This window comes from Phenylobacterium sp. (assembly GCF_035569475.1).
Classification (GTDB): domain Bacteria; phylum Pseudomonadota; class Alphaproteobacteria; order Caulobacterales; family Caulobacteraceae; genus Phenylobacterium.
This window is the reverse complement of the sequence record NZ_DATMNA010000039.1, coordinates 1-21,590: the sequence shown is the minus strand read 5'-3', so window position 1 is coordinate 21,590 and position 21,590 is coordinate 1. Positions and strand designations below refer to the sequence as shown.

The following is a 21,590-nucleotide window of genomic DNA, read 5'->3' as shown; positions in this document are numbered from 1 at the left end:
CCGATCAGCGCGCCGTGACGCCGGAGGTCAGCGCCGCCGAAGCGGAATCCGCCAACTTGCAGATCCGGAAGCTGCGCGACGTGGACAATCTGGTGCGGGCGCCGACCTGACGCGGGCGACCAGCCGCCCCAAGGCCGTGCGCGCGGTGGAAATCAAGCGCGGCCATGGGACGCATAAACCCTTTTTACGCCTTGAATACAAAGGCGGACTCGCCCATGGTCACGCCGGTTCGAGGGGGCCGCATGATCAAGTCTGAACTGATCGCCAAACTCGCCGAAGAGAACCCGCATCTGACGCAGCGCGACATCGAACGCGTCGTCAGCGTGGTTCTGGAGCGCATGATCCAGGCGCTGGAAACCGGCGGCCGGGTGGAATTGCGCGGCTTCGGCGCGCTTTCGGTCCGCTCGCGCGACGCGCGCGCCGGACGCAACCCGCGCACCGGCGAGCCGGTCGACGTCCGGGCCAAGCACGTTCCCTTCTTCAAGAGCGGCAAGGAGCTGCGGGAACGCCTCAATCTCACGGACGACTGAATTCTCGGCGAACGGGGCCCTGTCATGAGTGAGCCTGCCAAGCCCAAGCTCAGCATCTTCGGCGAGTTCCGCGAGTTCATCGCCCGCGGCAACGTGATCGACCTGGCGGTCGGCGTGATCATCGGCGCGGCCTTCAACGACATCGTCAAGGGCCTGGTCGACAACGTCGTCATGCCGCCGATCGGCCTTCTGCTGAGCGGCGTCGACTTCTCCCAGATGAAGCTGGTGCTGAAGGCCGCCGATCCCGCGAAGAAGGCGGCCGAGGTGGCGATCCAGTACGGCCTGTTCTTCAACACCCTGATCAAGTTCGTGATCGTGGCCTGGGTGGTGTTCCTGCTGGTCAAGGGCGTCAACGCCATCCGCCGGCGCGACGCCGAGAGCCCGCCCAAGCCGGCGCCCGCCCCGACGCCGCAGGAAGCGTTGCTGACCGAGATCCGCGACCTCCTGAAGGACCGCCGCCCCGCCGACAGCGCATAGCGGGGACGGGGGTCTAGGCCTTTCGGGCTCGAGGCGGTAAGCCTGCGACGGCTCGCAGGGACCCCGCATGTCCGAAGCCCAAAGCCTCTCCAATTCAACGGCGCCGCCATCCTGGGCGGCCGCGCTTTTTGGCCGCCCGCTGGTTCGCCTGGCGCAGGGACCCCTCCCGGCGGCGACCGTCTGGGCGATCGAAGGCGACCGGATCGCGGGCCGAATCTCCGAGCAGTTCACCGCCAACGCCGGCGAGTATCACGCGCGCTACGCGGCCAGCGCCCACTTCCAGGGCCTCTTCGAGCAGACGATCCGCAAGCTCGGCCTGACCGTTCCCGACGCTCCGCTGATCTTCGACATGGGCTCCGGCTCCGGGGCCAATTCGATCGTCCCCTGCTTCAACCTGTTCCCCGGCGCGCGGCAGGTGGCGACCGATCTCTCGGGCGAGCTGCTCGCCATCCTGGCCGCCTACGCCGCCGATGAGGGCCTCTCCGACCGCGTGATCTGCGTGGTGATGGACGCCATGGGCAAGCACGTGGCGCGCGAGCAGTTTGACCTGGTGACCGGCGCCTCCATCCTCCATCACCTGACCTATCCGACCGCTGGCCTGCAGGCGGCGGCCCGCGCCCTGAAGCCCGGCGGTCAAGCGATCTTCTTCGAGCCCTTCGACGGCTACGGCCTGATGCGGCTGGCCTATGAGCGGATCCTGGCGGAGGCCGACCTGCGCCGCGCCCCGCTCGATCCCGCCGTTGCGCAGGTCCTGCGCGAGATGATCGACGACATCGCCGCGCGCACCAGCCTCGACCGCGAGTCCCAGCAGTTCGCCGAGCTGGACGACAAGTGGCTGTTCTCGCGGGATTATCTGGAGATCGCCGCGCGGGACTGCGGGTTCGCCAATGTGCGCCTGCTGTCGCACAACAACCACGCCACGCTCTATCGTGACGTGGCCCATGTGCAGCTCAGGCTGGGCAGCGGCCAGGAGGGCCTGACCTTCCCGCCCTGGGCGCTGGACATCCTCGACAGCTTCGATCGGGCCATGCCCCAGCTCACCAAGAACGGCTTCATGATGGAAGGCTCGGTGGTCCTCACCAAGGCGGCGTGACGCTTCGCCCTTGCGGGGATGGCCTCCAGCCCCCTAATCCCGGCTCATGGGCGTCGAGACCAAGATTTGCGGCATCACCACCCCCGAGGCCGTGACGGCGGCCCTTGAGGGCGGCGCGGCGTTCCTGGGCTTCATGTTCTTCGAGAAGAGCCCGCGCAATCTGGCGCCCGAGGCCGCCCGGCGGCTGGCCCAACCTGCGCGAAACAAGGCCAAGGTCGTGGCCGTGCTGGTGGATCCCAGCGACGCCGAGGCCGACCGGATCGCCCAGATCCTGCAGCCTGACCTTATCCAGCTTCACGGCAAGGAGACGCCGGCCCGGGCCCGCGCCATCGGCCAGCGGACCGGCGCCGGGATCATCAAGGTCCTGCCGGTTTCCGAGGCGGCGGACCTCGCCGGCGCGCGCGAGTTCGAGACGGTGGTCGAGCATCTGATGTTCGACACCAAGCCCCCCAAGGGCGCCGATCGGCCGGGCGGCCATGGCGCCGCCTTTGACTGGACCCTGCTGGCGGGGCGCCGGTTCGAGCGGCCCTGGCTCCTGGCGGGCGGCCTCGATCCGTGGAACCTGACGCAAGCCGTGCAGCAGTCCGGCGCGCCGGTGCTGGACGTTTCCTCTGGCGTGGAGCGCGGTCCCGGACTAAAGGACCCCGCCTTGATCGCCGCGTTCCTCGACGCCGCCAAACGCGCTTGAAGCCTTAGCCCAAAGACGCTCAGTGAACGCGCCCTCGCATCCTTCGCCTGTCAGGCCCAACGACTACGCCGCCTATCCCGACGCCAACGGGCGCTTCGGCGACTATGGCGGCCAGTACGTGCCCGAGACCCTGATGCCGCTGGTCCACGAGCTGGACGCGGCCTATGCGGCGGCGAAGGCCGACGAGGGGTTCCAGGCCGAGCTCGCAGGGTTCCTCGCCCACTATGTCGGCCGCCCCAGCCCGCTCTATTTCGCCGAGCGGCTTACCGCCCACTACGGCGGCGCCAAGATCTACCTGAAGCGTGAGGAGTTGAACCACACCGGCTCGCACAAGATCAACAACTGCATGGGCCAGATCCTGCTGGCCCGGCGGATGGGCAAGACGCGGATCATCGCCGAGACCGGCGCCGGCCAGCACGGCGTGGCTACGGCCACGGTCTGCGCCCGATTCGGCCTGCCCTGCGTGGTCTACATGGGCGCGGTCGATGTGGAGCGGCAGAAGCCCAACGTCTTCCGTATGAATCTCCTGGGCGCCGAGGTGCGGCCGGTGACCTCCGGTTCGGCGACCCTGAAGGACGCCATGAACGAGGCGCTGCGCGACTGGGTCACCAACGTCCACGACACCTATTACCTGATCGGCACGGCGGCGGGGATGCACCCCTATCCGGTGATGGTCCGCGACTTCCAGGCGATCATCGGCCGCGAGGTGCGCGAGCAGATCCTGGACGCCGAGGGCCGGCTGCCGGACGCGGTCGTCGCCTGCGTCGGCGGCGGCTCCAACGCCATCGGCCTGTTCCACCCGTTCCTCAACGACCCGGAGGTCAAGATCTTCGGGGTCGAGGCGGCCGGCGAGGGCATGGATACGGGGCGCCACGCCGCGGCCATCAGCGGCGGCCGGCCCGGCGTCCTGCACGGCAATATGACCTACCTGCTGCAGGACCGCGACGGCCAGATCGAGGAGGCGCACTCGATCTCCGCCGGCCTTGATTATCCCGGCATCGGCCCCGAGCACGCCTGGCTGCACGACGTGGGCCGCGCCACCTACCTGTCGGCCACCGACAAGGAGTCGCTCGACGCCTTCAGCCTGCTGGCCGAACTGGAAGGCATCCTGCCGGCCATCGAGAGCGCCCACGCGCTGGCCCGCCTGCCGGAGATCGCCCAGCAGGTCGGCAAGGGCGGCATCGTGGTACTGAACCTGTCCGGCCGCGGCGACAAGGACGTGGCCACCGTCGCCGCCCACCTGGGGATGGAGATTTGACCAAGGCCCGGATCGACGCCCGTTTCGCCGCGCTGAAGGCCGAGGGCCGGGCGGCTTTCGTGGCCTATGTGATGGCCGGCGATCCCGACGCCGCCACCGCCGCCAAGATCCTTGAGGGCCTGCCCGCCGCCGGCGCGGACCTGATCGAGCTCGGCTTCCCGTTCTCCGACCCCATGGCCGAAGGGCCGCCGATCCAGCGCGCCGCGCAGCGGGCGCTGAAGGCCGGCATGACCCTGCAAGGCGTGTTCGAACTCGCGCGCGGCTTCCGGGCCGCCGACACGACAACACCGCTGATCCTGATGGGCTACATGAACCTGATCGTCACCCGCGGCGTCGAGGCCTTCGCCCGCGACGCGGCGGACGCCGGGGTGGACGGGGTGATCGTGGTCGACTGCCCGCCGGAAGAGGCGGGGCCCCTGGCCGACGCGCTGGACGCCGCCCAGGTCTCCCTGATCCGCCTGGCGACGCCGACCAGCGACGATATGCGCCTGAAGACCATTGTTCGCCGCACCTCGGGTTTCGTCTATTACGTCTCCGTGGCGGGCGTGACGGGGGTCAAGGAAGCCGATGCGGCCGAGGTCGCGCCTCAGGTGGCGCGGGTGCGTGCGGCGTCCGGCCTGCCGGTCGCGGTCGGCTTCGGCATCAGGACCCCCGAACGCGCCGCGGCGATCGCCCGCGTCGCCGACGCGGCGGTGGTGGGGTCCGCGCTTGTGGACGAAATCGCCGAAGCAGTGGAGATGAACGAAGACGTGACCCGGCGGGTTCTTTCCAAAGTGAGTTCGTTGGCTAAGGCTGTGCGCTCGGCGCGAGTCGGCCAAACGACGGTCTAGAACCATGGCGATGGCTGAGCAGAGAAACGACAAACCCGGCCGTCCCGCCGCCGCGCCGCGAGAGCGGACCGGATGGCTGTCGCGTATCGCGCCCGGCGTCCGCAACGCCTTCTCCAAGCGCGAGACGCCGGAAAACCTCTGGGTGAAATGCCCCGACACCGGGGAGATGATCTATCGCCCCGACCTGGAGGCCGCGCTGTGGGTGACGCCGAGCGGCCACCACATGCGGATCGGGGCGGCGGCGCGCCTGCGCTACACCTTCGACGACGGCAAGTTCGAGCGCATCGCCTCGCCCATCGTCGCGGACGATCCCCTGAAATTCCCGGACGTGAAGTCCTATCCCGACCGCCTGAAGGCCGCGCGCAAGGCGACCGGCGAGCAGGACGCCCTGGCTATCGGCTACGGCAATATCCACGGCCAGCCGGCGATGGTGGTGGTGCAGGACTTCGCCTTCATGGGCGGTTCGCTGTCGATGGCGGTGGGCGAGGCCTTCATCAAGGCCGCCCAGGAAGCCGTGAAGCGCGAGGTTCCTTTCGTGATCTTCACCGCCGCCGGCGGGGCGCGGATGCAGGAGGGGACGCTGTCCTTGATGCAGATGGCCCGCACCACCCTGGCGCTGAACGAGGTCAAGGCCGCCGGCCTGCCCTATGTGGTGGTGCTCACCGACCCGACCACGGGTGGGGTGATGGCCTCCTACGCCATGCTGGGCGACGTGCACCTGGCCGAGCCCAATGCGCTGATCGGCTTCGCCGGCCGCCGCGTGATCGAACAGACCATCCGCGAAACCCTGCCGCCGGGTTTCCAGCGCGCCGAGTTCCTGATGGAGCGCGGCATGGTCGACAAGGTGGTGAGCCGCGCCGAGTTGCCGGCGGTGCTGGGCTCGATCCTGAAGACCTTGATGATGGGGCGGGCCCAACTTCCCGCCGCCTGATGTGACCCCCCCAAATCCGGCAAAGGCGCTGGACCACGATCCGATCCGCGCCTCGGACGCGGTGATCCAGCGTCTGCGCGCCAACCACCCGACCCTGATCGACCTGACCACCGGACGCGTGGAGCGGCTGCTGGCGGCCCTGGGCCATCCCGAACGCCGCCTGCCGCCGGTGATCCACGTGGCGGGCACCAACGGCAAGGGCTCGACCGTCGCCTACCTGCGCGCCATCGCCGAGGCGCAGGGGCTGAAGGTCCACGCCATCACCTCGCCGCATCTGGTCCGCTTCGCCGAGCGGGTCCGCATCGCCGGCAAGCTGATCACCGACGCACAGCTTGAGGACCTCACCGACCGGCTGGAGGCCGCCAACGCCGGCCTGCCGATCAGCTTCTTCGAGATCACCACGGTCCTGGCGCTGCAGGCCTTCGCCGAGACGCCGGCCGACCTCTGCCTGGTGGAGGTGGGCCTGGGCGGGCGCTTCGACGCCACCAACGTCTTCGATGCGCCGGCGGTCAGCGTGATCACCCCCGTCGACTACGACCACCTGGAGATGCTGGGTCCGGAGCTTGGCAAGATCGCCTGGGAGAAGGCCGGCGTCATCAAGCGCGGCCGTCCCGTCGTCGTCGCCCGCCAGCCGGAGGAGGCGCTGGAGGCCATCGAGCGCGAAGCCGACGACCGGATGGCGCCGCTGTTCCTGATGGGCCGCGACTTCGACGCCTGGGAGGAACGCGGCCGGCTGATGGTGCAGATGCCCGACCGGCTGCTCGACCTGCCGGCCCCCAGCCTGTTCGGCGGCTACCAGTTCGACAACGCGGGCCTGGCGGTGGCCGCGGCCCTGACCTTCAACCACGACCTGAGCGAGGACGACCTGGGCCGTGGGGTCTCGTCGGCCGTCTGGCCGGCGCGGTTCCAGCGCCTGACCAAGGGCCCGCTGGCGGCGCTGGCCAAGGCGCGGGGCTCGGACCTGTGGCTCGACGGTGGGCACAATCCGCACGCCGGCCGCGCGCTCGCCGAAGCCGCCTCGCGCCTCGTGGACCGCGACCCGCGGCCGCTGGTGCTGGTGACCGGCATGTTTGCCCGCAAGGACGCCGAGGGCTATTTCCGGCCCTTCGCGGAGATGCACCCGAAGGTCTTCACCACCACCTTCGATTCGGACATGGCCGCCACCCCGGGCGACCTGGCCGAGGCCGCGCGCCTGGCCGGACTCACGGCCGAGCCGGTGGTCGATGTGACGGAGGGGCTGCGCAAGGCCCTGGACGGCTCCGGCCCGGCCCCGCACGTCCTGATCTGCGGCGGCCTGCACTTCGCCGGCGAGATCCTGGCGATGAGCCCGGAGACGTGGCCGAGCTAGGGGCCGACGAGGGCTCGCGCCAGCTAAAGTCCCTTCGTATCCAGCCACATAACAACTCTCGGCAGCCCCCAGAGACAAGCCACGATGGACGAGACACAAGCTAGGGCGTGCATGCCAGCGATACGCATGTGACCGTCTTCAGAGGCCATCAGCGCATTTCCAAACTCAACGACAGCAAGAACCAAAAAGAGAAGAGCGATACCGAACAACACGACCGCTCTCGCGGCCATCTGCAGGCGCAGCGAGAGCGGCATCTTGCGCCGCGCGCGATCCGGGGCCTCGCGTGCGCGTTGGTATTCCGCCTCCGTGTACCAGCCGACGTCGCTAAAGCGGCCGTCCGCCTTCATCGCAGCGTCGAGTCTCCCCAAGAGCTCTCCATGGCCAATGTCGCCCGGCGTCGGCCCATATCTCGTTGTGTCTCTGCTGACGAGGATCACGCGATCTCCGAGATCGGAGAGCCGAAACCAATACCGCCTCTTGCCGACATGGACGTCGAGCACCCAGCCGAGTTCGGCCTCACCTTCCGGCGCTGGGACCTGAAATCCCATGTCCCGGAACATCTGCGCCAGGGCCTCCGCCACCCCCAGACCGGGATATCGGACGAAGCCGCGTTCGTCCTCGATGGAATCGTCGGGAAATTCCGTGCAGAACTCGGCGATATCCCGGACGTTCATGGGGGTCCATTTCCCGCTGTGACCTGGTCGGCCAACGCGCTGTTGGCAATAAGCTCCGCGCCCGCCGCCGCTTTCAACGGCGTCGTCGTCCAGAACCAAAACTGGCCAAGCGGCCCGTATTTCGTGAGGTCCAGGGCCTTCCCGCTCCAAGACCCTCCTCCTGCGGACGCGCGCTCGACAGATTCGGCGTGGCGGATTCGGGGTTGTTTGAATTCAGAACCCCGGCGCCGATCGCCACTAAGTCGCTTGGCTGCGGGGCTGCTAGATCCTGACCGCTTCGCGTTGCCTGTTCCCAGGCTTCCCGCCCAGCCGCTTCCGCATCCGGCCTCAGGGAAATGTCAGCGTTCCGCTGCGCCATCCAGCCTTCGAGGTCATCAAGATCACCGACGGTCCGCCGCCCCAGCCAGCCTCCACCCATGTCGCCTCCTGCTTTTGATATCAGCCCGGCGTCCAAGCCAGTCCGGGCGACCACAGGTGACTAATGCTGAGCTTGTTTTCTCAAAAAATCAAGAACAAATAGTGAACAAAATGGCCGGCGCATTTCCGTCAACGATCTCGGGGAGCGTGAGGCGCCTATCCGGGAGCCATAGACTCGGGTTTTCAGAATGGACGGGCGCGCCGCCCCAACTCAATCGGCGACGGCGGCGCGCATGAGTCCCGGATAGCCGCTCGCGGCTTCCGGGATGACATCGATTTTTTGGATTTACGCCGCCGCGGCGACGCCGGCCTCGCTGAGCCATTCCAGGATCTTCTGCTTGGGCATGGCGCCGACCTTCATGGAGGCCATCTGGCCGCCCTTGAACAGCATCATGGTAGGGATGCCGCGCACGCCGTAGCGCGACGGCGTGGTCGGGCTTTCTTCGATGTTCAGCTTGGCGATGGTGACGTTGGCGCCCAGCTCGGTGGCGATCTGCTCCAGGGCGGGGGCGATCTGCTTGCAGGGGCCGCACCACTCCGCCCAGAAGTCGACCAGGACGGGGCCGGCGGCCTGCAGGACGTCCTTTTCGAAGGATTCGTCGGTGACCTTCACGGTGCTCATGAAATTCTCCTTGCGCGTCAGCAGTTTCCGAACGCGGAGCCGACGCATCTCGATCCGCCCATTTAGGAGCGCCTCACCCTGGTATCAACCTCAACCGCCGAGGTCGGCAAGCGCTTTCGCCAACAGGTTTTCTGGGACCGGCATCAGCTTCGGCCCATCGGTCCAGATCAGCGCCGCCTCCACCGCCCGGCCCGGGAAAACGTCCCTCAGGACCGCGGCGTAGATCGCCATCTGGCGCAGGTAGACCGGATCGGCCTCCTCGATAAGGGCCGGGGAGGGCCGGTTGGTCTTGAAATCGGCCACCAGCACCCGGCGGGGCAGCACCACCAGCCGGTCGATGCGGCCGGAGACCTTCAGCCCCGCCGGCAGGCCGCGCGCCGATCCGGCGATGGCCACCTCGGCGCGGCTGCCGGGGCCGAACAGCTCGGCGAAGCGTGGGTCCTGCAGGACTGACAGCGCCGCCGCCGCCATCTCGGCGCGTTGGGCGGCGGTGAGGTCGCGCTCGCGGGCCAGCAGGCTCGCCGCGCCGTCCGCCCAGCCGCCGGGCGGCAGGTCAGGCAGGATCTGGAGCAGCCGGTGGATCAGGTCGCCGCGCCGGAAGCGGCCCAGTCCGCCCACCGCCGAGAGCGGCGAGGGCGCGGCGACCTTGGCGCCGTCGCCCAGGTCCGACGGCGAGGCGTAGCGGGCGAAGGCCTCGGGCGGCGCGGCGGCCGCAGTCCAGGCCGGCAGGGCGGGGGCTCGCGCCCTCGCCGCGGCGTCCTGGCCCAGGATCCGCGGGTCAGACCCGAAGCGCTGGAACTCCAGGCCGTCGCCGGCGATCGTGCGCACCCCCGGCGCGATGTCGGCGTGGCCGAGCGCGTCCCGCACCGCGCCCCACCAGCCGGCGAGTTTGTTCGGGTCCGTGCGGTCCGCCACCCGGCCGCAGAGCACCAGCCGGTCGCGGGCGCGCGTCAGCGCCACATAGAGCAGGCGATAGGCCTCGGCCTCGTCGCGCTGGGCGCGGGCCTCGCGAGCCCGGGCCGTCGCCTCGCAGTCGCGCCCGCCCGAGGCGCACCACAGGAAGCCCTCGTCGCCCGGATTTCCGGCCCGCAGCAGCGGCGAACCCCGCGCGGTCTGGGTGAGCGTCGTTTCCGGCAGGAAGACGATCGGGGCCTCCAGGCCCTTGGCGCCGTGGGCGGTCATCACCCGAACCTCGGGACGCTCGGCCTCCATCTCGCGCTTGACGGTGATGTCGAGGCCGGCGAGCTCGGCGGCGAGGCGCTCCAGGTCGTGGACCCCGCGGGCCTCGGCGGCCAGCACCTGGTTCAGGAACTCGTCCAGCGCGTCCTGCGCCTCGGCGCCCAGGCGGCGCAGCAGGCGCTGGCGCATGGACCGGCCGTCCGCGCCCGCGCCACACAGCAGGCGGGCGTAGAACTCGAACGGCCGCTGCCGGCCAGCTTCCGCCAGGGCGAGGGAAAGGAAGGCCTCGGCCGCGGTCCACTCGGCGCGCTCGGGCGCCCGCCGCTGGAGCGCCGCCCAGAGCCCCTCCTTCCGGCCGCGCGCCAGGACGTAGAGGCTGTCGTCGTCGAGGCCGCAGAGGGGGCTCTTCAGCAGGGCCGCCAGCGTCAGCTCGTCGTCCGGGAACAGCGCGAAACGGGCCAGCGCCGTCAGGTCGTCGAAGACGATGTGCTCGGACAGGGCCAGCCGATCGGCGCCGGCCACCGGGATCTCCGCATGCTTCAGGGCCCGCAGGATCTCCTCGAACAGGGCGCGGCGGCGGCGGACCAGGATCAGCACGTCGCCGGCGTGGGCCGGCCGCCAGGCCTTGCGCTCCTTGTCGTAGACCGCCTCGCCGCGGGCGATCAGCGCCTTGATCTCGGCGGCGATGCGCCGCGCGAGACGGCGGTTGGCGCTGTCCTCCGGCTCGGCGTCCAGCGGCGCGTCCCAGGCCTCGCGCTCCTCGCCCTTCTTCTCGACCTCCAGCGGCCAGACGTCGACGCAGCCGGCGTGGTCGATCCGGGTGGGCTGGTGCCGCACCGGCTCCGGCTCGAAGCCGGGCCGAGGCTGGATGGCGCCGGCAAGCGCGGGCGGCGCAAAGACCGCGTCCACGAAGCTCAGCACCTGCGGGGTCGAACGCCAGGACGTGAGCAGGTCCACCCGCTCGAACCGGAAGCCCGCGCCGGTCGCCCGGTCGCGGTGGAACTCGAACTTGCGCAGCAGGAGTTCCGGCCGCGCGCCCTGGAAGGAATAGATCGACTGCTTCTCGTCGCCGACCACGAACATGTCGCGGACCCTGGCTTCGCCCGCAGCGCCATATTTGGCGCCGGCGCCGGAGAAGAACTCCTCGGTCAGGGCGTCGACGATGGTCCATTGGTCGGGCGCGGTGTCCTGGGCCTCGTCCACCAGGATGTGGTCGATGCCGCCGTCGAGCTTGTAGAGCACCCAGGCGGCGGCGGGGCGGTCGCGCAGCAGGTGGCAGACGTGATCGATCAGGTCGGCGAAGTCGAGGGCGCCGGCGGCGGCCTTTTCGATGCGGTAGGCGGCCAGGTAGGCGTTGGCCAGGGTGAGCACATGGCCGGTGTCCACCGCGATGGCCGCGGCGCGGACACGCTGGCGGGCCAGTTCGAGCCGCGCCTGCTCGGCCAGGAGCTTGAGGCGCAGCCCCTCGTGGGCCTTCAGGCCGCTGGTCTTGCCGATCCACTTGACCCCGTCGCCCTCGCCCTTCTCGGTGAAGAAGACGGCCAAGGCCTGGTCGAAGCCCGCGTCCGGATCGGCCGCCACCGCGGCGAGCTGGCCGCCGCACTTCTGGTCGGTGGCCGTGCCCAGCCGCAACACCTCGGCGGCCTCGCGCCAGAGGCCGCGGTCCATCTGGGCCATGGCCTCCGCGCCGATAGCCTCGGGATCGGACCCGCGCGTCACGTCCACCGCCCGCCAGGCCCAGCCGATCGCGCCCTCCAGCCCGCCCTCGCGGCGCAGGAAGTCGGCCAGCGGCCCGCGTCGGGCCTCGAAGTCGGCGAACATCGCCTGGAAGCTCTGGAAGTCGAGCGCCACCGACATCCGCGCATAGGCCTCGGCGACCGCGCTCGCGCCGTTCAGCGCCAGGCCCGCCACCATGCGCCGCGCCGCCTGCGCCACCGCCGCGGCGGCGGAATCGTCCATGACCCGGAAGCCCGGCGAGACGCCCGCCTCCAGGGGGAACCGCCGCAGGAGCTTTTCGCAGAAGGCGTGAATGGTCTGGATCTTCAGGCCGCCGGGCGTCTCCAGAGCCTGGGCGAAGAGGCTGCGCGCCTTGGACAGCTCGGCCGCGTCGAAGGTCCGGTCCTCCAGCCGCGACAGGGTCTGCGCCAACCCCTCGTCGGAGGCCACCGACCAGCCGCCAAGGACGTCGAACAGCCGGCGCTGCATCTCCGAGGCGGCCGCCTTGGTATAGGTGACGCACAGGATGGTCTCGGGCCTCGCCCCGGCCAGCAGCAGGCGGGCCACCCGGTCGATCAGGGTCTTGGTCTTGCCCGAGCCGGCGTTGGCGGTGACGAAAGCCGAGAGGCCGGGGTCGGCGGCGAGCCGCTGCGGGTCGATGAGCGCAGCCTCCGCTTCCAGCAGGTCGAGGGTCATTCGTCGCCCTCCGCGCCGCTGGTGGACCATTCGAACACCCGCGCCAGGTGGTCGTAGTCGCTGATCCGCGCCTTCACGAACTGCGGCGCGGTGCGCGACAGGTAGGGCTGGGCCGGGTCGTCGAAGCGGCCAACCAGCTCGGCCAGGCCGGCCAGCGCCTTGGCGGCGGCCTCGGCGCTTTCGTCGCCGGCCAGGGCTCGGGTCTCGACCTTGCCCGCGGGCCTGCGGCCGGTGATCTCCAGATAGGTCAGGTCGCCGGGCTTGAGCGGGCCGAGGTCGGGAAAGCCGCCGGCCTGCAGGATGGCGGCGGTGAGGGTGAGCTGCGGGGAAAAGCCGGTGGCCACCTCCTTCTTCGAGGGCGCCTTGCCGGTCTTGTAGTCGAGGATGTGGCCGAAGCCCTCGGCCGTCGCTTCGATCCGGTCGGCGCGGGCGGTGACCTTGAAGGGGCCGGCCGGCGCGGCGATGGTCCGCTCGCCTTTGAGCTCTACGTGGATCGTGCGGCCGTCGCGGCGCTCGCGCTCCAGGGCCGCGACCCAGTCGGCGGCCTCGACCGCCAGCGCCGCCTCGCGCGCCATCGCCTCGCGCGGCAGGCCGGCCTCTTCCAACGCCTCGAGATAGAGGTTCGCGAAGGTCCCGGCGGCGTCCGGCGGCAGGTCGGCTGGGTAGGCCTCGGCGAAGCGCTCGAAGGCGGCGTGGATGGCGGTGCCGCGGGCCCGCGCATCGGCCGCCTCGTCGGGCCGATCCAGGGGATAGAGCCGCAGGATGTCGCGCGCCCAGACGGCGTAGGGGTCGCGGACCAGGGTCTCGACGCGGGTCACCGCCAGCTCGCGCGGCCGGTCGGCGACCGGCGGCCGGGGCGCGGGGCGCTTGGCGGGCGCGTAGCCGTCGGGCGCGTCCAACCTGCGGGCCCAGTCGAGGACCTCGGGGCGCCCGGCGATCTTCAACCCGGCGCCGCGCGCCAGGGTCTCCAGCCGCCAAAGCCAGCGGGATTTCACCGACGGCGCGCCCTCGCGCCGCTCGGTGTGCAGCAGGACCACCTCGGGCGCGCAGGCCGCCTGGGCGAAGTCGTGGGCGGCCAGGCCGATGCGCCGCTCCGGCGAGGGCAGGCCGAGGGTCTCGCGCATCGGCCGCGACAGGAAGGGATCGAGCGGCGCCGCGGCCGGCCAGACGCCTTCCTCCAGGCCCGCCACCACCAGCCGGTCGGCGCGCACCAGCCGCGCCTCGATGGCGCCCAGGATGCGCAGGCGCGGATGGGTGGCGCCGCCCGAACGCACCGTCTCGCCGGCCAGCAGTCGGTCCATGAGGTCGGCGAAGCCACGCGCGGTGGCGGGCGGCAGGCCGTCGGCGTCCTGGATCAGGCCGCTCAGCAGGCGCGACATGGCCTCGCCGCCGTGGCCGGTCCAGAGATCGCCCGTCCCGCCGGCTCCGTCGTCGGCCAGCGCCTCCATCGCCCGCGCCACCCGCGCCGCCGCCGCAGCGACGGGATCGGTTTCGCGAGTCCAGGCCAAGCCCTCGACGATCGCCTGCAGCCGCGCGGCCAGGGGCAGGGCCTGGGGCGCCTTCGCCAGGCGGGCCTTCAGCTCGGCCCAGGTGCGCGCGCGAGGTCCGCGCAGGGCGGCGCGCTCCAGGTCCCGGCTGTCGCCGAGGCGGGCGTAGGGGTGCTTGGCGAGGCCCAGCAGGGCCACCGGATCGAGCGGGTCGACCGCGGCGCGCGCCACCAGGCCGGCCAGGGTTCCGCAGGGCGAGCCGGCCAGGCTCTCGCCCGCCGAGGAGTCCGGGACCACGCCCCAGCGGGCCAGCTTGGCCGAGACGCGCCGCGCCAGGCCCTGGTCCGGCGTCACCAGGGCGGCGGTCCGCTCCGGCGTCTCCAACGCCTCGCGCAGCAGCAGGGCCACCACCGTGGCGGCCTCATCTTCGTTGTGGGCGCTGATCGCGCTCAGGCCCTTCAGCCCCGCCGCCACGGCGCCGGGCTGTTCCTGCTCCAGGGTCTCGATCACATGCAGCCAGTCGGCGGTCTCCTCCGCCGGTCGCAACGCCTCGTTGATGATCCGCCGTCGCCACCGCTGCTCGGGCTGCTCCTCGTGCGAAGCCGGCCAGGTCTCGACCTGCGGGCGCGAGACCCCTGCGCGGTCCAGCAACCGCTTCAGCGCCCCTTGCGGATGCTGCACGTCGACCTTGGCCCAGGCCTTGTCGGCGAGGTTCCGGTCCAGGCCCGGCAGCACGACGCAGCCCTGCGGCGCGGCGGCGATGGCGATCAGCAGGTCGCGGGTGGCCGGCGCCGTGCCGGTGGACCCCGCCGCCACGATCACCCCGCGCGGCGGCGCCTCGGTCCAGCGCTCGGCCAGCCGGCGCAGCAGCCGCACGCGGCGTTCGCTGACGTCGATCACCCCCAGCGCCCGCAGCCGTTCCGGCCAATCCGCCAGCGCCGCCTCGAGGAACTGGCGCGAGATCTGCCAGTGCTCGGCCATCTCCGCCTCGACCAGGCCCTCCAGCCCGGCCTCCAGCGCCAGCTCCTCGATCTGCAGGCCGTCAAGGAAGCGGCCCAGCGCGTCGGCCATCTCCAGGGCCGCGGCGGCAGTCAGCTCGCGGCCCTGCAGCAGGTCCCAGTGGTCGGCGACCAGGCGGGTGAGCTCGAAACGCCGGCGCAGCGGGTCGATCGCCGCTTCCAGGTCGAGCGCAAGGTCGCCGGGCTCGAAGGGCGGCTCGCCCTCGTCCAGGTCGCCCAGGGGCCGCATCTGCGGCGGCAGGACGGCGCGGCCCTCGGCGGCGGCCACGAAAGCGTCGGCCAGCGCACGGGCGCCGCGGCGGGTCGGAGTCAGGACGATGGCCTGCGAGAGGGCTTCTGGGCCCAGGGGCGCCAGCGCGTCGAACAGGCCCCGCGCCAGGTCCTGGGCGAACGGGCGATGCGCCGGGATCGTGCGCCACCGCGGCCCGTCCCCCTTGGCGAAGAACGGCCGTTCGACGACCCCGCTCACCCCACCCGGGCCTCCACGCCCGCTTCGAGCCTGGCTTCCGCCACGTCCCGGGCGGCCGGATCGCCCACGTGCATCCAGAAGGCGTCCATGGCCACGCCAAAGAGCCGGCCCTCGCCCTGCAGCCGATGCCAGATCGGGATGATCGAGAAGGCGTCCGCCTTCTGGCCGTCGAGGATATGCGGCTTCAATATGCCGAAGCCGACGTTGGCGAAGGGCGTCACCACGTCCGGCGAGGCCGAGTGGGTGAGCCGGCCCTCGCCGTCCATCAGGAACCCCTGCGGCCCCTCGAAGCCGATGCCGTGGCCGCGCGCCACCAGCAGCAGCAGCAGCTCCATCCGCGCCGGGTCCCAGCCCTGCTTCAGGGCTTCCAGCGCCGGGGTCCCGGCCTCCAGCCACAGGGAGTCGATGTTGGCGACGAAGATCGGGGCCTCGCCCAGCAGATGGCGGGCATGCTGGATGCCGCCGCCGGAATCCAGCAGGCCGGCCCGCTCGTCGGAGATCAGGATCTCCAGGTCGCGGCGGCCCGCCAGGTGGGCTTCCACCTGGTCTGCGAAGTGGTGGACGTTGACCACGGCCCGCGTCACCCCGGCGTCGCGCAGCTTGTCCAGAACCCGGTCGATCAGGGCTCGGCCGGCCACCGGGATCAGCGCCTTGGGCAGGGCGTCGGTGAGCGGCCGCATGCGCGTGCCGAGGCCTGCGGCCAGCACCATCGCCGTGGTGGGGCCGGCGGTGCTCACGCCCGCGCCTCCGCCGGGACGTGGTGGTCGAACCAGGCTGCGAGACCGGCCAGCGCCGGGTCGGTCAGGTTGCGTTCGAGGTAGCGCCAGGTGCGGGGCATGAACGCCTTGTACTGCGCCCGGCCGAGCAAGGCTTGGCGCGCGAAGACGCGGCCCAGGATACGCGCCGCGTTGGACACCGCCAGCGCCCTGTAGTCGGCCAGGAACGCCTCCCGGTCCGTGGCGGGCCGGGCGGCCAGGTAGCGGTCCAGCATGGACGCTTCGAGCTCGGGCGAAACGTCGCGCCGCGCGTCCTGCAGGAGGTGCAGCAGGTCCCAGGTCGGATGCGCCCTCAGCGCGTCCTGGAAATCGAGCAGGCCGACGCGGGCCGGACCCTTGCGGTTGGGCAGCCAGACGAGGTTCTGGGCGTGGTAGTCGCGGTGGCAGAAGACCGTGGCGCCGGCCTCGCCGCGCGCCCAGACCGGCGCCCACAGGGCGTCCCATTCGGCCGCGGCGTCGGCGCTGAAGGGCGCGATGCCGGCGAACTTCGGCCACCACTCGAGGAAGGTGTCGGTGGCGACCTTCAGGGCCAGGGTGTCGTAGGTGAGCAACGGCCAGCTCACCCCCTGGGCCGTCAGGATGGCCGGCGGGGTCTCGGCATGGAGCTGGACCTGCACGTCGACGGCGGCCTCGTAGAGCGGCGCCTCAGGCTCGCCTCGGGCGATCAGGGTGGCGAACAGGCCGTCGCCCAGGTCCTCCAGCACGGCGAAGCCTTCGTCGGCGTCGAAGGCATCGACCGCCGGCGCCGACAGGCCGCGGGCCCGCAGGTAGTCGGCGGTGGTGACGAAGGCGGCGATCGACCCCGCGGCCAGGCGCGCGGCGGCGTTGTAGCCGAGCGCCATCCGCTCGGCGTCGCTGGCCCCTGGCGGGCAGATCGGGGTCTCCAGCACCGGCGGCTGGTCCATCAGGATGAGCGGCCGGCCGCCCGGCGGATGCAGCCGCTCATAGCTGCGCGTCGAGGCGTCGCCGGCCAGCGGCTCGCGCCGCGCCCCGCTGAGGCCGCAGTCCTTGAGGAACCGCGCCTTCGCCGCCTGCCGCTCAGGGTTCAACCTGCCGTCCCTCCCATGCCCCATGGGGCGTCAGCCGCGCCGTGCGGCCCGCCCCTTCGATCCCGATCTCTACATCGAGTCGATCCGGCGGAAGCCGTCCCGCCAGCCGCTCCGGCCACTCGATCACCGCCCCCCCCTCGTCCAGCGCCTCGTCGAGCCCGATCTCATAGGCCTCGTCAGGGTCGGTGAGCCGGTAGAGGTCGAAATGGGCGATCTTGAGTCGCTCTCCTTCGTAGAACTGCACCAGGGTGAAAGTCGGCGACGGCACGTCCTCGTCCGGCCTGGTCAGCGCCCGCACCAGAGCCCGCGCCAGGGTCGACTTGCCGGCGCCCAGCGGTCCCGACAGGCACACCGCCTCGCCCGGCCGAAGCGCGCGCGCGATGGCGGCGCCGAGCCGCGCGGTGGCCGCCTCGTCCGCCAGGGTCATGCGAAGGCCCGGTCCGGGTCAGGGACGAGGCAACCGTCCGCCGCGGTCTCCGGCTGCGGTAGGCGCCGCCGGGCGGTTTTCAGCGTCTGGGCGGGCGAGGGGATCGGCATGGGCGGAGGATGCGCTGGCGCGGGGGCGATGGGCAAGCGGCGCAGGTTCTTGGCGCGGCCGCCAGTCCAAGCCCAAGGCTCGCATCGTCCATGGAATTTAAGGCGGATGGCACCCCTTTGAGGGTGCGTTCGCGGATGGGCGCTAGGCCTGAATATCCAGCAAGGTCCCGACGCCGCTCGGCGGCGTCGGCCGGACCTTCTGCGACGCTCCGCCGTCACTGCCGTCGCTCGGCTGACCTTTCACCGGCGCGACCGGCGGCACGGCCGAGACCGGCTGGTAGTAGGTCGGCCCGGTGGGTATGGCGGCGACTTGCAACGGCGGTTCCGGCGCTTCAGACCGCCCCAGGCTAGGCCCAACCCCTTAAGCGATCGTAAGGCGGGGTTTCCGTCCCGGCTCCAACGGTCTAAATCCCCGCCCATGCGCGAGATCACCCACTTCATCGACGGCGCCTCGGTCGCCGGCACGTCCCACCAGTTCGGTCAGGTGTTCAACCCCAACACCGGCGAGGTGCAGGCCCGGGTGGCCCTGGCCAGCGTCGGCGAGATGGACGCCGCGGTGGCCTCGGCGCTTCGGGCGCAGCAGCATTGGGCCCTGGTCAATCCGCAGCGGCGCGCGCGGGTGATGTTCGACTTCAAGCGCCTGGTCGAAGCCCATATGGACGAGCTCGCCGAACTGCTCTCCTCGGAGCACGGCAAGGTCATCGCCGACAGCAAGGGCGACATCCAACGCGGGTTGGAAGTCATCGAGTTCGCCTGCGGCATCCCCCACGCCCTGAAGGGCGAGTACACCGAGGGCGCCGGCCCCGGCATCGACGTCTATTCCATGCGCCAGCCGCTGGGCGTCTGTGCGGGCATCACCCCGTTCAACTTCCCGGCGATGATCCCGATGTGGATGTTCGGCATCGCCATCGCGGTCGGCAACAGCTTCATCCTGAAGCCCTCGGAGAAGGATCCCTCGGTCCCGGTCCGCCTCGCCGAGCTGATGATGGAGGCCGGCGCGCCCAAGGGCGTCCTGAACGTGGTGCACGGCGACAAGGTCGCGGTGGACGCGATCCTCAACCATCCGGACATCAAGGCGGTGAGCTTCGTGGGCTCGTCGGACATCGCCTCTTACGTCTATTCCCACGGAACTGCGGCGGGGAAGCGCGTGCAGGCCATGGGCGGGGCCAAGAACCACGGCATCGTCATGCCCGACGCCGACCTCGACCAGGCGGTGAAGGATATCACCGGGGCGGCCTTCGGCTCGGCCGGCGAGCGCTGCATGGCCCTGCCGGTGGTGGTGCCCGTGGGCGCCAAGACCGCCGAGGCCTTCCGCGAGAAGATGCTGGCCGAGATCGAGACCCTGAAGGTCGGGATCTCCACAGACACTGCCGCCCAGTACGGCCCGGTGGTCACCGCCGTGCACCGCCGTCGCATCGCCGACTACATCCAACTGGGCGTCGAGGAGGGCGCGGAGCTGGTGGTCGACGGGCGCGACTTCAGCCTGCAGGGCTACGAGAAGGGCTTCTTCATCGGCCCCTCGATGTTCGACCATGTGAAGCCCGGCATGCGCACCTACCAGGACGAGATCTTCGGCCCGGTCCTGCAGATGGTCCGCGCCGAAAGTTTCGAAGAAGCGGTCGCGCTGCCGTCCAACCACCAGTACGGCAACGGCGTGGCCATTTTCACCCGCAACGGCCGCGCGGCGCGCGAGTTCGCCAGCCAGGTGCAGGTCGGCATGGTCGGCATCAATGTGCCGATCCCGGTGCCGGTGGCCTACCACACCTTCGGCGGCTGGAAGCGCTCGGCCTTCGGCGACACCAACCAGCACGGCATGGAAGGCGTGAAGTTCTACACCAAGGTCAAGACCATCACCGCGCGCTGGCCCGAAGGCCTGAGCGAAGACTCGGCGTTCGTCATTCCGACGATGAAATGAGCGCGTAGCGACTCATCCCGGCGCAGGCCGGGATCCAGCCGTCAGGTCCGCCGGCTGATCTGGTCCTTGGTCGCGGCCCGGGTCTTCGGGCCGGACAAGCGGTCAGGCTTGGTTCCGCGATCGGCGTGATTGGCGTGCAGCACCGCGGCCTCGTCGCCGGGTTCGCTCACGAGGTCGTCGTCGGCGTTGTCCAGTTCCAAAGGTGTCTGCGGCAACTGATCGGGGTCGCGCTGGCGGTTGAGTTCGCGCTGCCCAACGCCAAGGCCCTGCTCCCGGCCACGGTTCGCCTCGGTCTGCGAGGGGTCGAAGGTGCGGTCTTCGTCGGCCACGGGGCGTCTCCTTGCGTTCGCCTCATCAACCCCCGGCCCCGCGCCCTGTTCCTCGCGCGCCGTCCCTCGGGCCAGTTCCTTGCGCGGAGCCTCGCCGCCCGTTAGGCGGAGCGCATGGCCCCAGCGCTGCAAGCCGCCTACGACGCCCGCATCGCCAGGGGCGAGATCCGGCCCGACCCGGCCCAGGCCGACGGCCTGGCGGCGTTGGTCCGGCTTGAGCGCGACCTGGCCGAGGCGCCTCCGAATGGCGGCCTGAAGGGCCTGTTTCGCAAGCCGCAGTCCGAGCGCGGCGTCTACCTCTGGGGGCCGGTCGGGCGCGGCAAGTCGATGCTGATGGACCTCTTCTACGAGGTGGTCCCGGTCGAGAAGAAGCGCCGCACCCACTTCCACGTCTTCATGGGCGAGATCCACCGGCTGATCGGCGCCTGGCGCTCGGGTGATGCGGCGGCGCGCAAGGCGCGCTTCGGCCAGCATAGGGGAGACGACCCGATCCCGCCGGTGGCCGATGTCGTGGCGGCCGGCGCGCGCCTGCTATGCTTCGACGAGTTCCAGGTCACCGACATCGCCGATGCGATGATCCTGGGAAGGCTGTTCGAGGCCCTGTTCGCCCGCGGGGTGACCCTGGTCGCCACCTCCAACCGCGCGCCGGACGCGCTCTACAAGGACGGCATCAACCGCCAGCTCTTCCTGCCGTTCATCGACCTGCTGAAGGCCCGGCTCGAGGTGGTGAGCGTGGCGGGGGGCCACGACTACCGGCTGGACCGGCTGCGCGCGGCGGGGACCTGGTTCTCGCCCGACGACCCGGACAACCAGCGGTCCTTCGAGGCCCTCTGGCGCGACATGCTGGACGGCGAGGAGGAAACCGGCGCCACCCTGGAGGTGCTTGGGCGCAGGATCACCCTGCCGCACGCCCTGGGCGGCCAGGTCCTCGCGACCTTCGCCAGCCTCTGCTCGGTGGCGCTGGGCCCCAACGACTACGTGGCCCTGGCCGCGCGGTTCCACACCGTCTTCCTGGAGGACGTGCCGAAGCTGACCCCGGCGCGGCGCGAGGAAGCCCGCCGCTTCGTCATCCTGATCGACGCCCTTTACGAGGCCCATGCCCGGCTGATCGTCCTGGCCGAGGCCCAGCCGGCCCAGCTCTACCTGGCCGGCGACGGCGCCTTCGAGTTCGAGCGCACGGCCTCGCGCCTGGAGGAGATGCGATCGGCCGACTGGCTGGCCGACCTCGCGCCGACCCCCTAGCTCGATTCAATCCAGCATAGAGCCCGAATCGGGTCTTTCGGAGGGCCGGTGAAGCCGTTCGTACGGTTGGCGGAGCGGCTTCCATGGGTATCGCCAGCCATGGTTGTGCGGAAAGCATCGGGGCCGGCGGGTTTTCGCGCCCTTTGGCTCGCCCGTTAACGCTCCGATAAGCGGGCCGGGGTCCAGTAGCGGGCGTTCGCCTCCGGGCGACGCGAGCCCAGAACGGGCCAGTCAGACCCTCCTTCACCCTGGCTCCGGTCACAGGCTCCCCCAATGTTGCAGCACGTCCCCGCCCTCTCGGTCGGACC

Annotated in this window: 19 protein-coding genes; 10 read left to right on the top strand and 9 right to left on the bottom strand. The window is 70.9% G+C overall.

Going from position 1 to position 21,590, the window contains the following annotated elements; all coding sequences use genetic code 11:
- Nucleotides 1–242: 242 nt before the first annotated feature.
- The 8 genes from VNW53_RS06430 (at nucleotide 243) to VNW53_RS06395 (ending at nucleotide 7,155) form a co-directional block, all read left to right on the top strand.
- On the top strand, nucleotides 243–530 hold the full coding sequence (locus VNW53_RS06430; RefSeq protein WP_324359687.1) for an integration host factor subunit beta: 288 nt from the start codon (nucleotides 243–245) through the stop codon (nucleotides 528–530).
- Between the two features lie 24 nt (nucleotides 531–554).
- Nucleotides 555–1,007: a large-conductance mechanosensitive channel protein MscL gene (gene mscL, locus VNW53_RS06425; protein WP_325554357.1), complete on the top strand. Its 453-nt coding sequence runs from the start codon at nucleotides 555–557 to the stop codon at nucleotides 1,005–1,007.
- 67 nt (nucleotides 1,008–1,074) lie between these two features.
- Nucleotides 1,075–2,100, top strand: coding sequence for a class I SAM-dependent methyltransferase (locus VNW53_RS06420; RefSeq protein ID WP_325554355.1), 1,026 nt, complete (start codon nucleotides 1,075–1,077; stop codon nucleotides 2,098–2,100).
- 46 nt (nucleotides 2,101–2,146) lie between these two features.
- Nucleotides 2,147–2,788: a phosphoribosylanthranilate isomerase gene (locus VNW53_RS06415; protein WP_325554354.1), complete on the top strand. Its 642-nt coding sequence runs from the start codon at nucleotides 2,147–2,149 to the stop codon at nucleotides 2,786–2,788.
- 22 nt (nucleotides 2,789–2,810) lie between these two features.
- Nucleotides 2,811–4,046, top strand: coding sequence for a tryptophan synthase subunit beta (trpB, locus tag VNW53_RS06410; protein ID WP_325554353.1), 1,236 nt, complete (start codon nucleotides 2,811–2,813; stop codon nucleotides 4,044–4,046).
- Nucleotides 4,043–4,876, top strand: coding sequence for a tryptophan synthase subunit alpha (trpA, locus tag VNW53_RS06405; protein ID WP_325554351.1), 834 nt, complete (start codon nucleotides 4,043–4,045; stop codon nucleotides 4,874–4,876). Before trpB ends, trpA begins: the two co-directional genes overlap by 4 nt.
- Before the next feature lie 4 nt (nucleotides 4,877–4,880).
- Complete coding sequence (gene accD, locus VNW53_RS06400) at nucleotides 4,881–5,807, top strand: acetyl-CoA carboxylase, carboxyltransferase subunit beta (RefSeq protein WP_325554350.1); 927 nt, start codon at nucleotides 4,881–4,883, stop codon at nucleotides 5,805–5,807.
- A 1-nt stretch (nucleotide 5,808) separates the two neighbouring features.
- Nucleotides 5,809–7,155, top strand: coding sequence for a folylpolyglutamate synthase/dihydrofolate synthase family protein (locus VNW53_RS06395; RefSeq protein ID WP_325554349.1), 1,347 nt, complete (start codon nucleotides 5,809–5,811; stop codon nucleotides 7,153–7,155).
- A gap of 23 nt (nucleotides 7,156–7,178) precedes the next feature.
- Here the strand turns inward: VNW53_RS06395 and VNW53_RS06390 are convergent, their stop codons facing one another.
- The 8 genes from VNW53_RS06390 to VNW53_RS06355 all read right to left on the bottom strand — a co-directional run bounded on the left by VNW53_RS06390 (nucleotide 7,179) and on the right by VNW53_RS06355 (nucleotide 18,112).
- Nucleotides 7,179–7,829 (bottom strand): hypothetical protein, encoded by a 651-nt coding sequence (locus VNW53_RS06390; RefSeq protein WP_325554348.1) that lies wholly within the window; start codon nucleotides 7,827–7,829, stop codon nucleotides 7,179–7,181.
- Nucleotides 7,830–8,532: 703 nt separating this feature from the next.
- On the bottom strand, nucleotides 8,533–8,868 hold the full coding sequence (gene trxA, locus VNW53_RS06385; protein ID WP_325554347.1) for a thioredoxin: 336 nt from the start codon (nucleotides 8,866–8,868) through the stop codon (nucleotides 8,533–8,535).
- Between the two features lie 90 nt (nucleotides 8,869–8,958).
- Nucleotides 8,959–12,459 carry a double-strand break repair helicase AddA gene (gene addA, locus VNW53_RS06380; RefSeq protein WP_325554346.1) on the bottom strand — a complete coding sequence of 1,167 codons (3,501 nt, stop codon included), beginning with the start codon at nucleotides 12,457–12,459 and terminating at the stop codon, nucleotides 8,959–8,961.
- Nucleotides 12,456–15,434: a double-strand break repair protein AddB gene (gene addB / locus VNW53_RS06375; protein WP_325554345.1), complete on the bottom strand. Its 2,979-nt coding sequence runs from the start codon at nucleotides 15,432–15,434 to the stop codon at nucleotides 12,456–12,458. Before addB ends, addA begins: the two co-directional genes overlap by 4 nt.
- Nucleotides 15,431–16,171: a nucleotidyltransferase family protein gene (locus tag VNW53_RS06370; protein WP_325554343.1), complete on the bottom strand. Its 741-nt coding sequence runs from the start codon at nucleotides 16,169–16,171 to the stop codon at nucleotides 15,431–15,433. The genes addB and VNW53_RS06370 overlap by 4 nt, the downstream gene beginning before the upstream one ends.
- The gene (amgK, locus tag VNW53_RS06365; RefSeq protein WP_325554342.1) at nucleotides 16,168–17,259 is read right to left on the bottom strand and encodes an N-acetylmuramate/N-acetylglucosamine kinase AmgK; all 1,092 of its coding nucleotides are present in this window, start codon (nucleotides 17,257–17,259) and stop codon (nucleotides 16,168–16,170) included. Before amgK ends, VNW53_RS06370 begins: the two co-directional genes overlap by 4 nt.
- Nucleotides 17,249–17,686: a tRNA (adenosine(37)-N6)-threonylcarbamoyltransferase complex ATPase subunit type 1 TsaE gene (tsaE, locus tag VNW53_RS06360; RefSeq protein ID WP_325554340.1), complete on the bottom strand. Its 438-nt coding sequence runs from the start codon at nucleotides 17,684–17,686 to the stop codon at nucleotides 17,249–17,251. The genes amgK and tsaE overlap by 11 nt, the downstream gene beginning before the upstream one ends.
- A 252-nt stretch (nucleotides 17,687–17,938) precedes the next feature.
- A complete protein-coding gene (locus VNW53_RS06355; RefSeq protein WP_325554338.1) occupies nucleotides 17,939–18,112 on the bottom strand; it encodes a hypothetical protein in 174 nt (57 codons plus the stop codon).
- 102 nt (nucleotides 18,113–18,214) lie between these two features.
- On the opposite strand from VNW53_RS06355, the gene VNW53_RS06350 reads away from it, so the two are divergent.
- Nucleotides 18,215–19,711, top strand: a complete 1,497-nt coding sequence (locus VNW53_RS06350) for a CoA-acylating methylmalonate-semialdehyde dehydrogenase (protein ID WP_325554336.1) — start codon at nucleotides 18,215–18,217, stop codon at nucleotides 19,709–19,711.
- A 41-nt stretch (nucleotides 19,712–19,752) separates the two neighbouring features.
- Here VNW53_RS06350 and VNW53_RS06345 read toward each other — a convergent pair whose 3' ends face one another.
- A complete protein-coding gene (locus VNW53_RS06345; RefSeq protein WP_325554334.1) occupies nucleotides 19,753–20,040 on the bottom strand; it encodes a hypothetical protein in 288 nt (95 codons plus the stop codon).
- 114 nt (nucleotides 20,041–20,154) lie between these two features.
- Here VNW53_RS06345 and zapE point away from each other — a divergent pair, with 114 nt between their 5' ends.
- A complete protein-coding gene (gene zapE / locus VNW53_RS06340) occupies nucleotides 20,155–21,282 on the top strand; it encodes a cell division protein ZapE (RefSeq protein ID WP_325554332.1) in 1,128 nt (375 codons plus the stop codon).
- The last annotated feature ends 308 nt before the right edge of the window (nucleotides 21,283–21,590 follow it).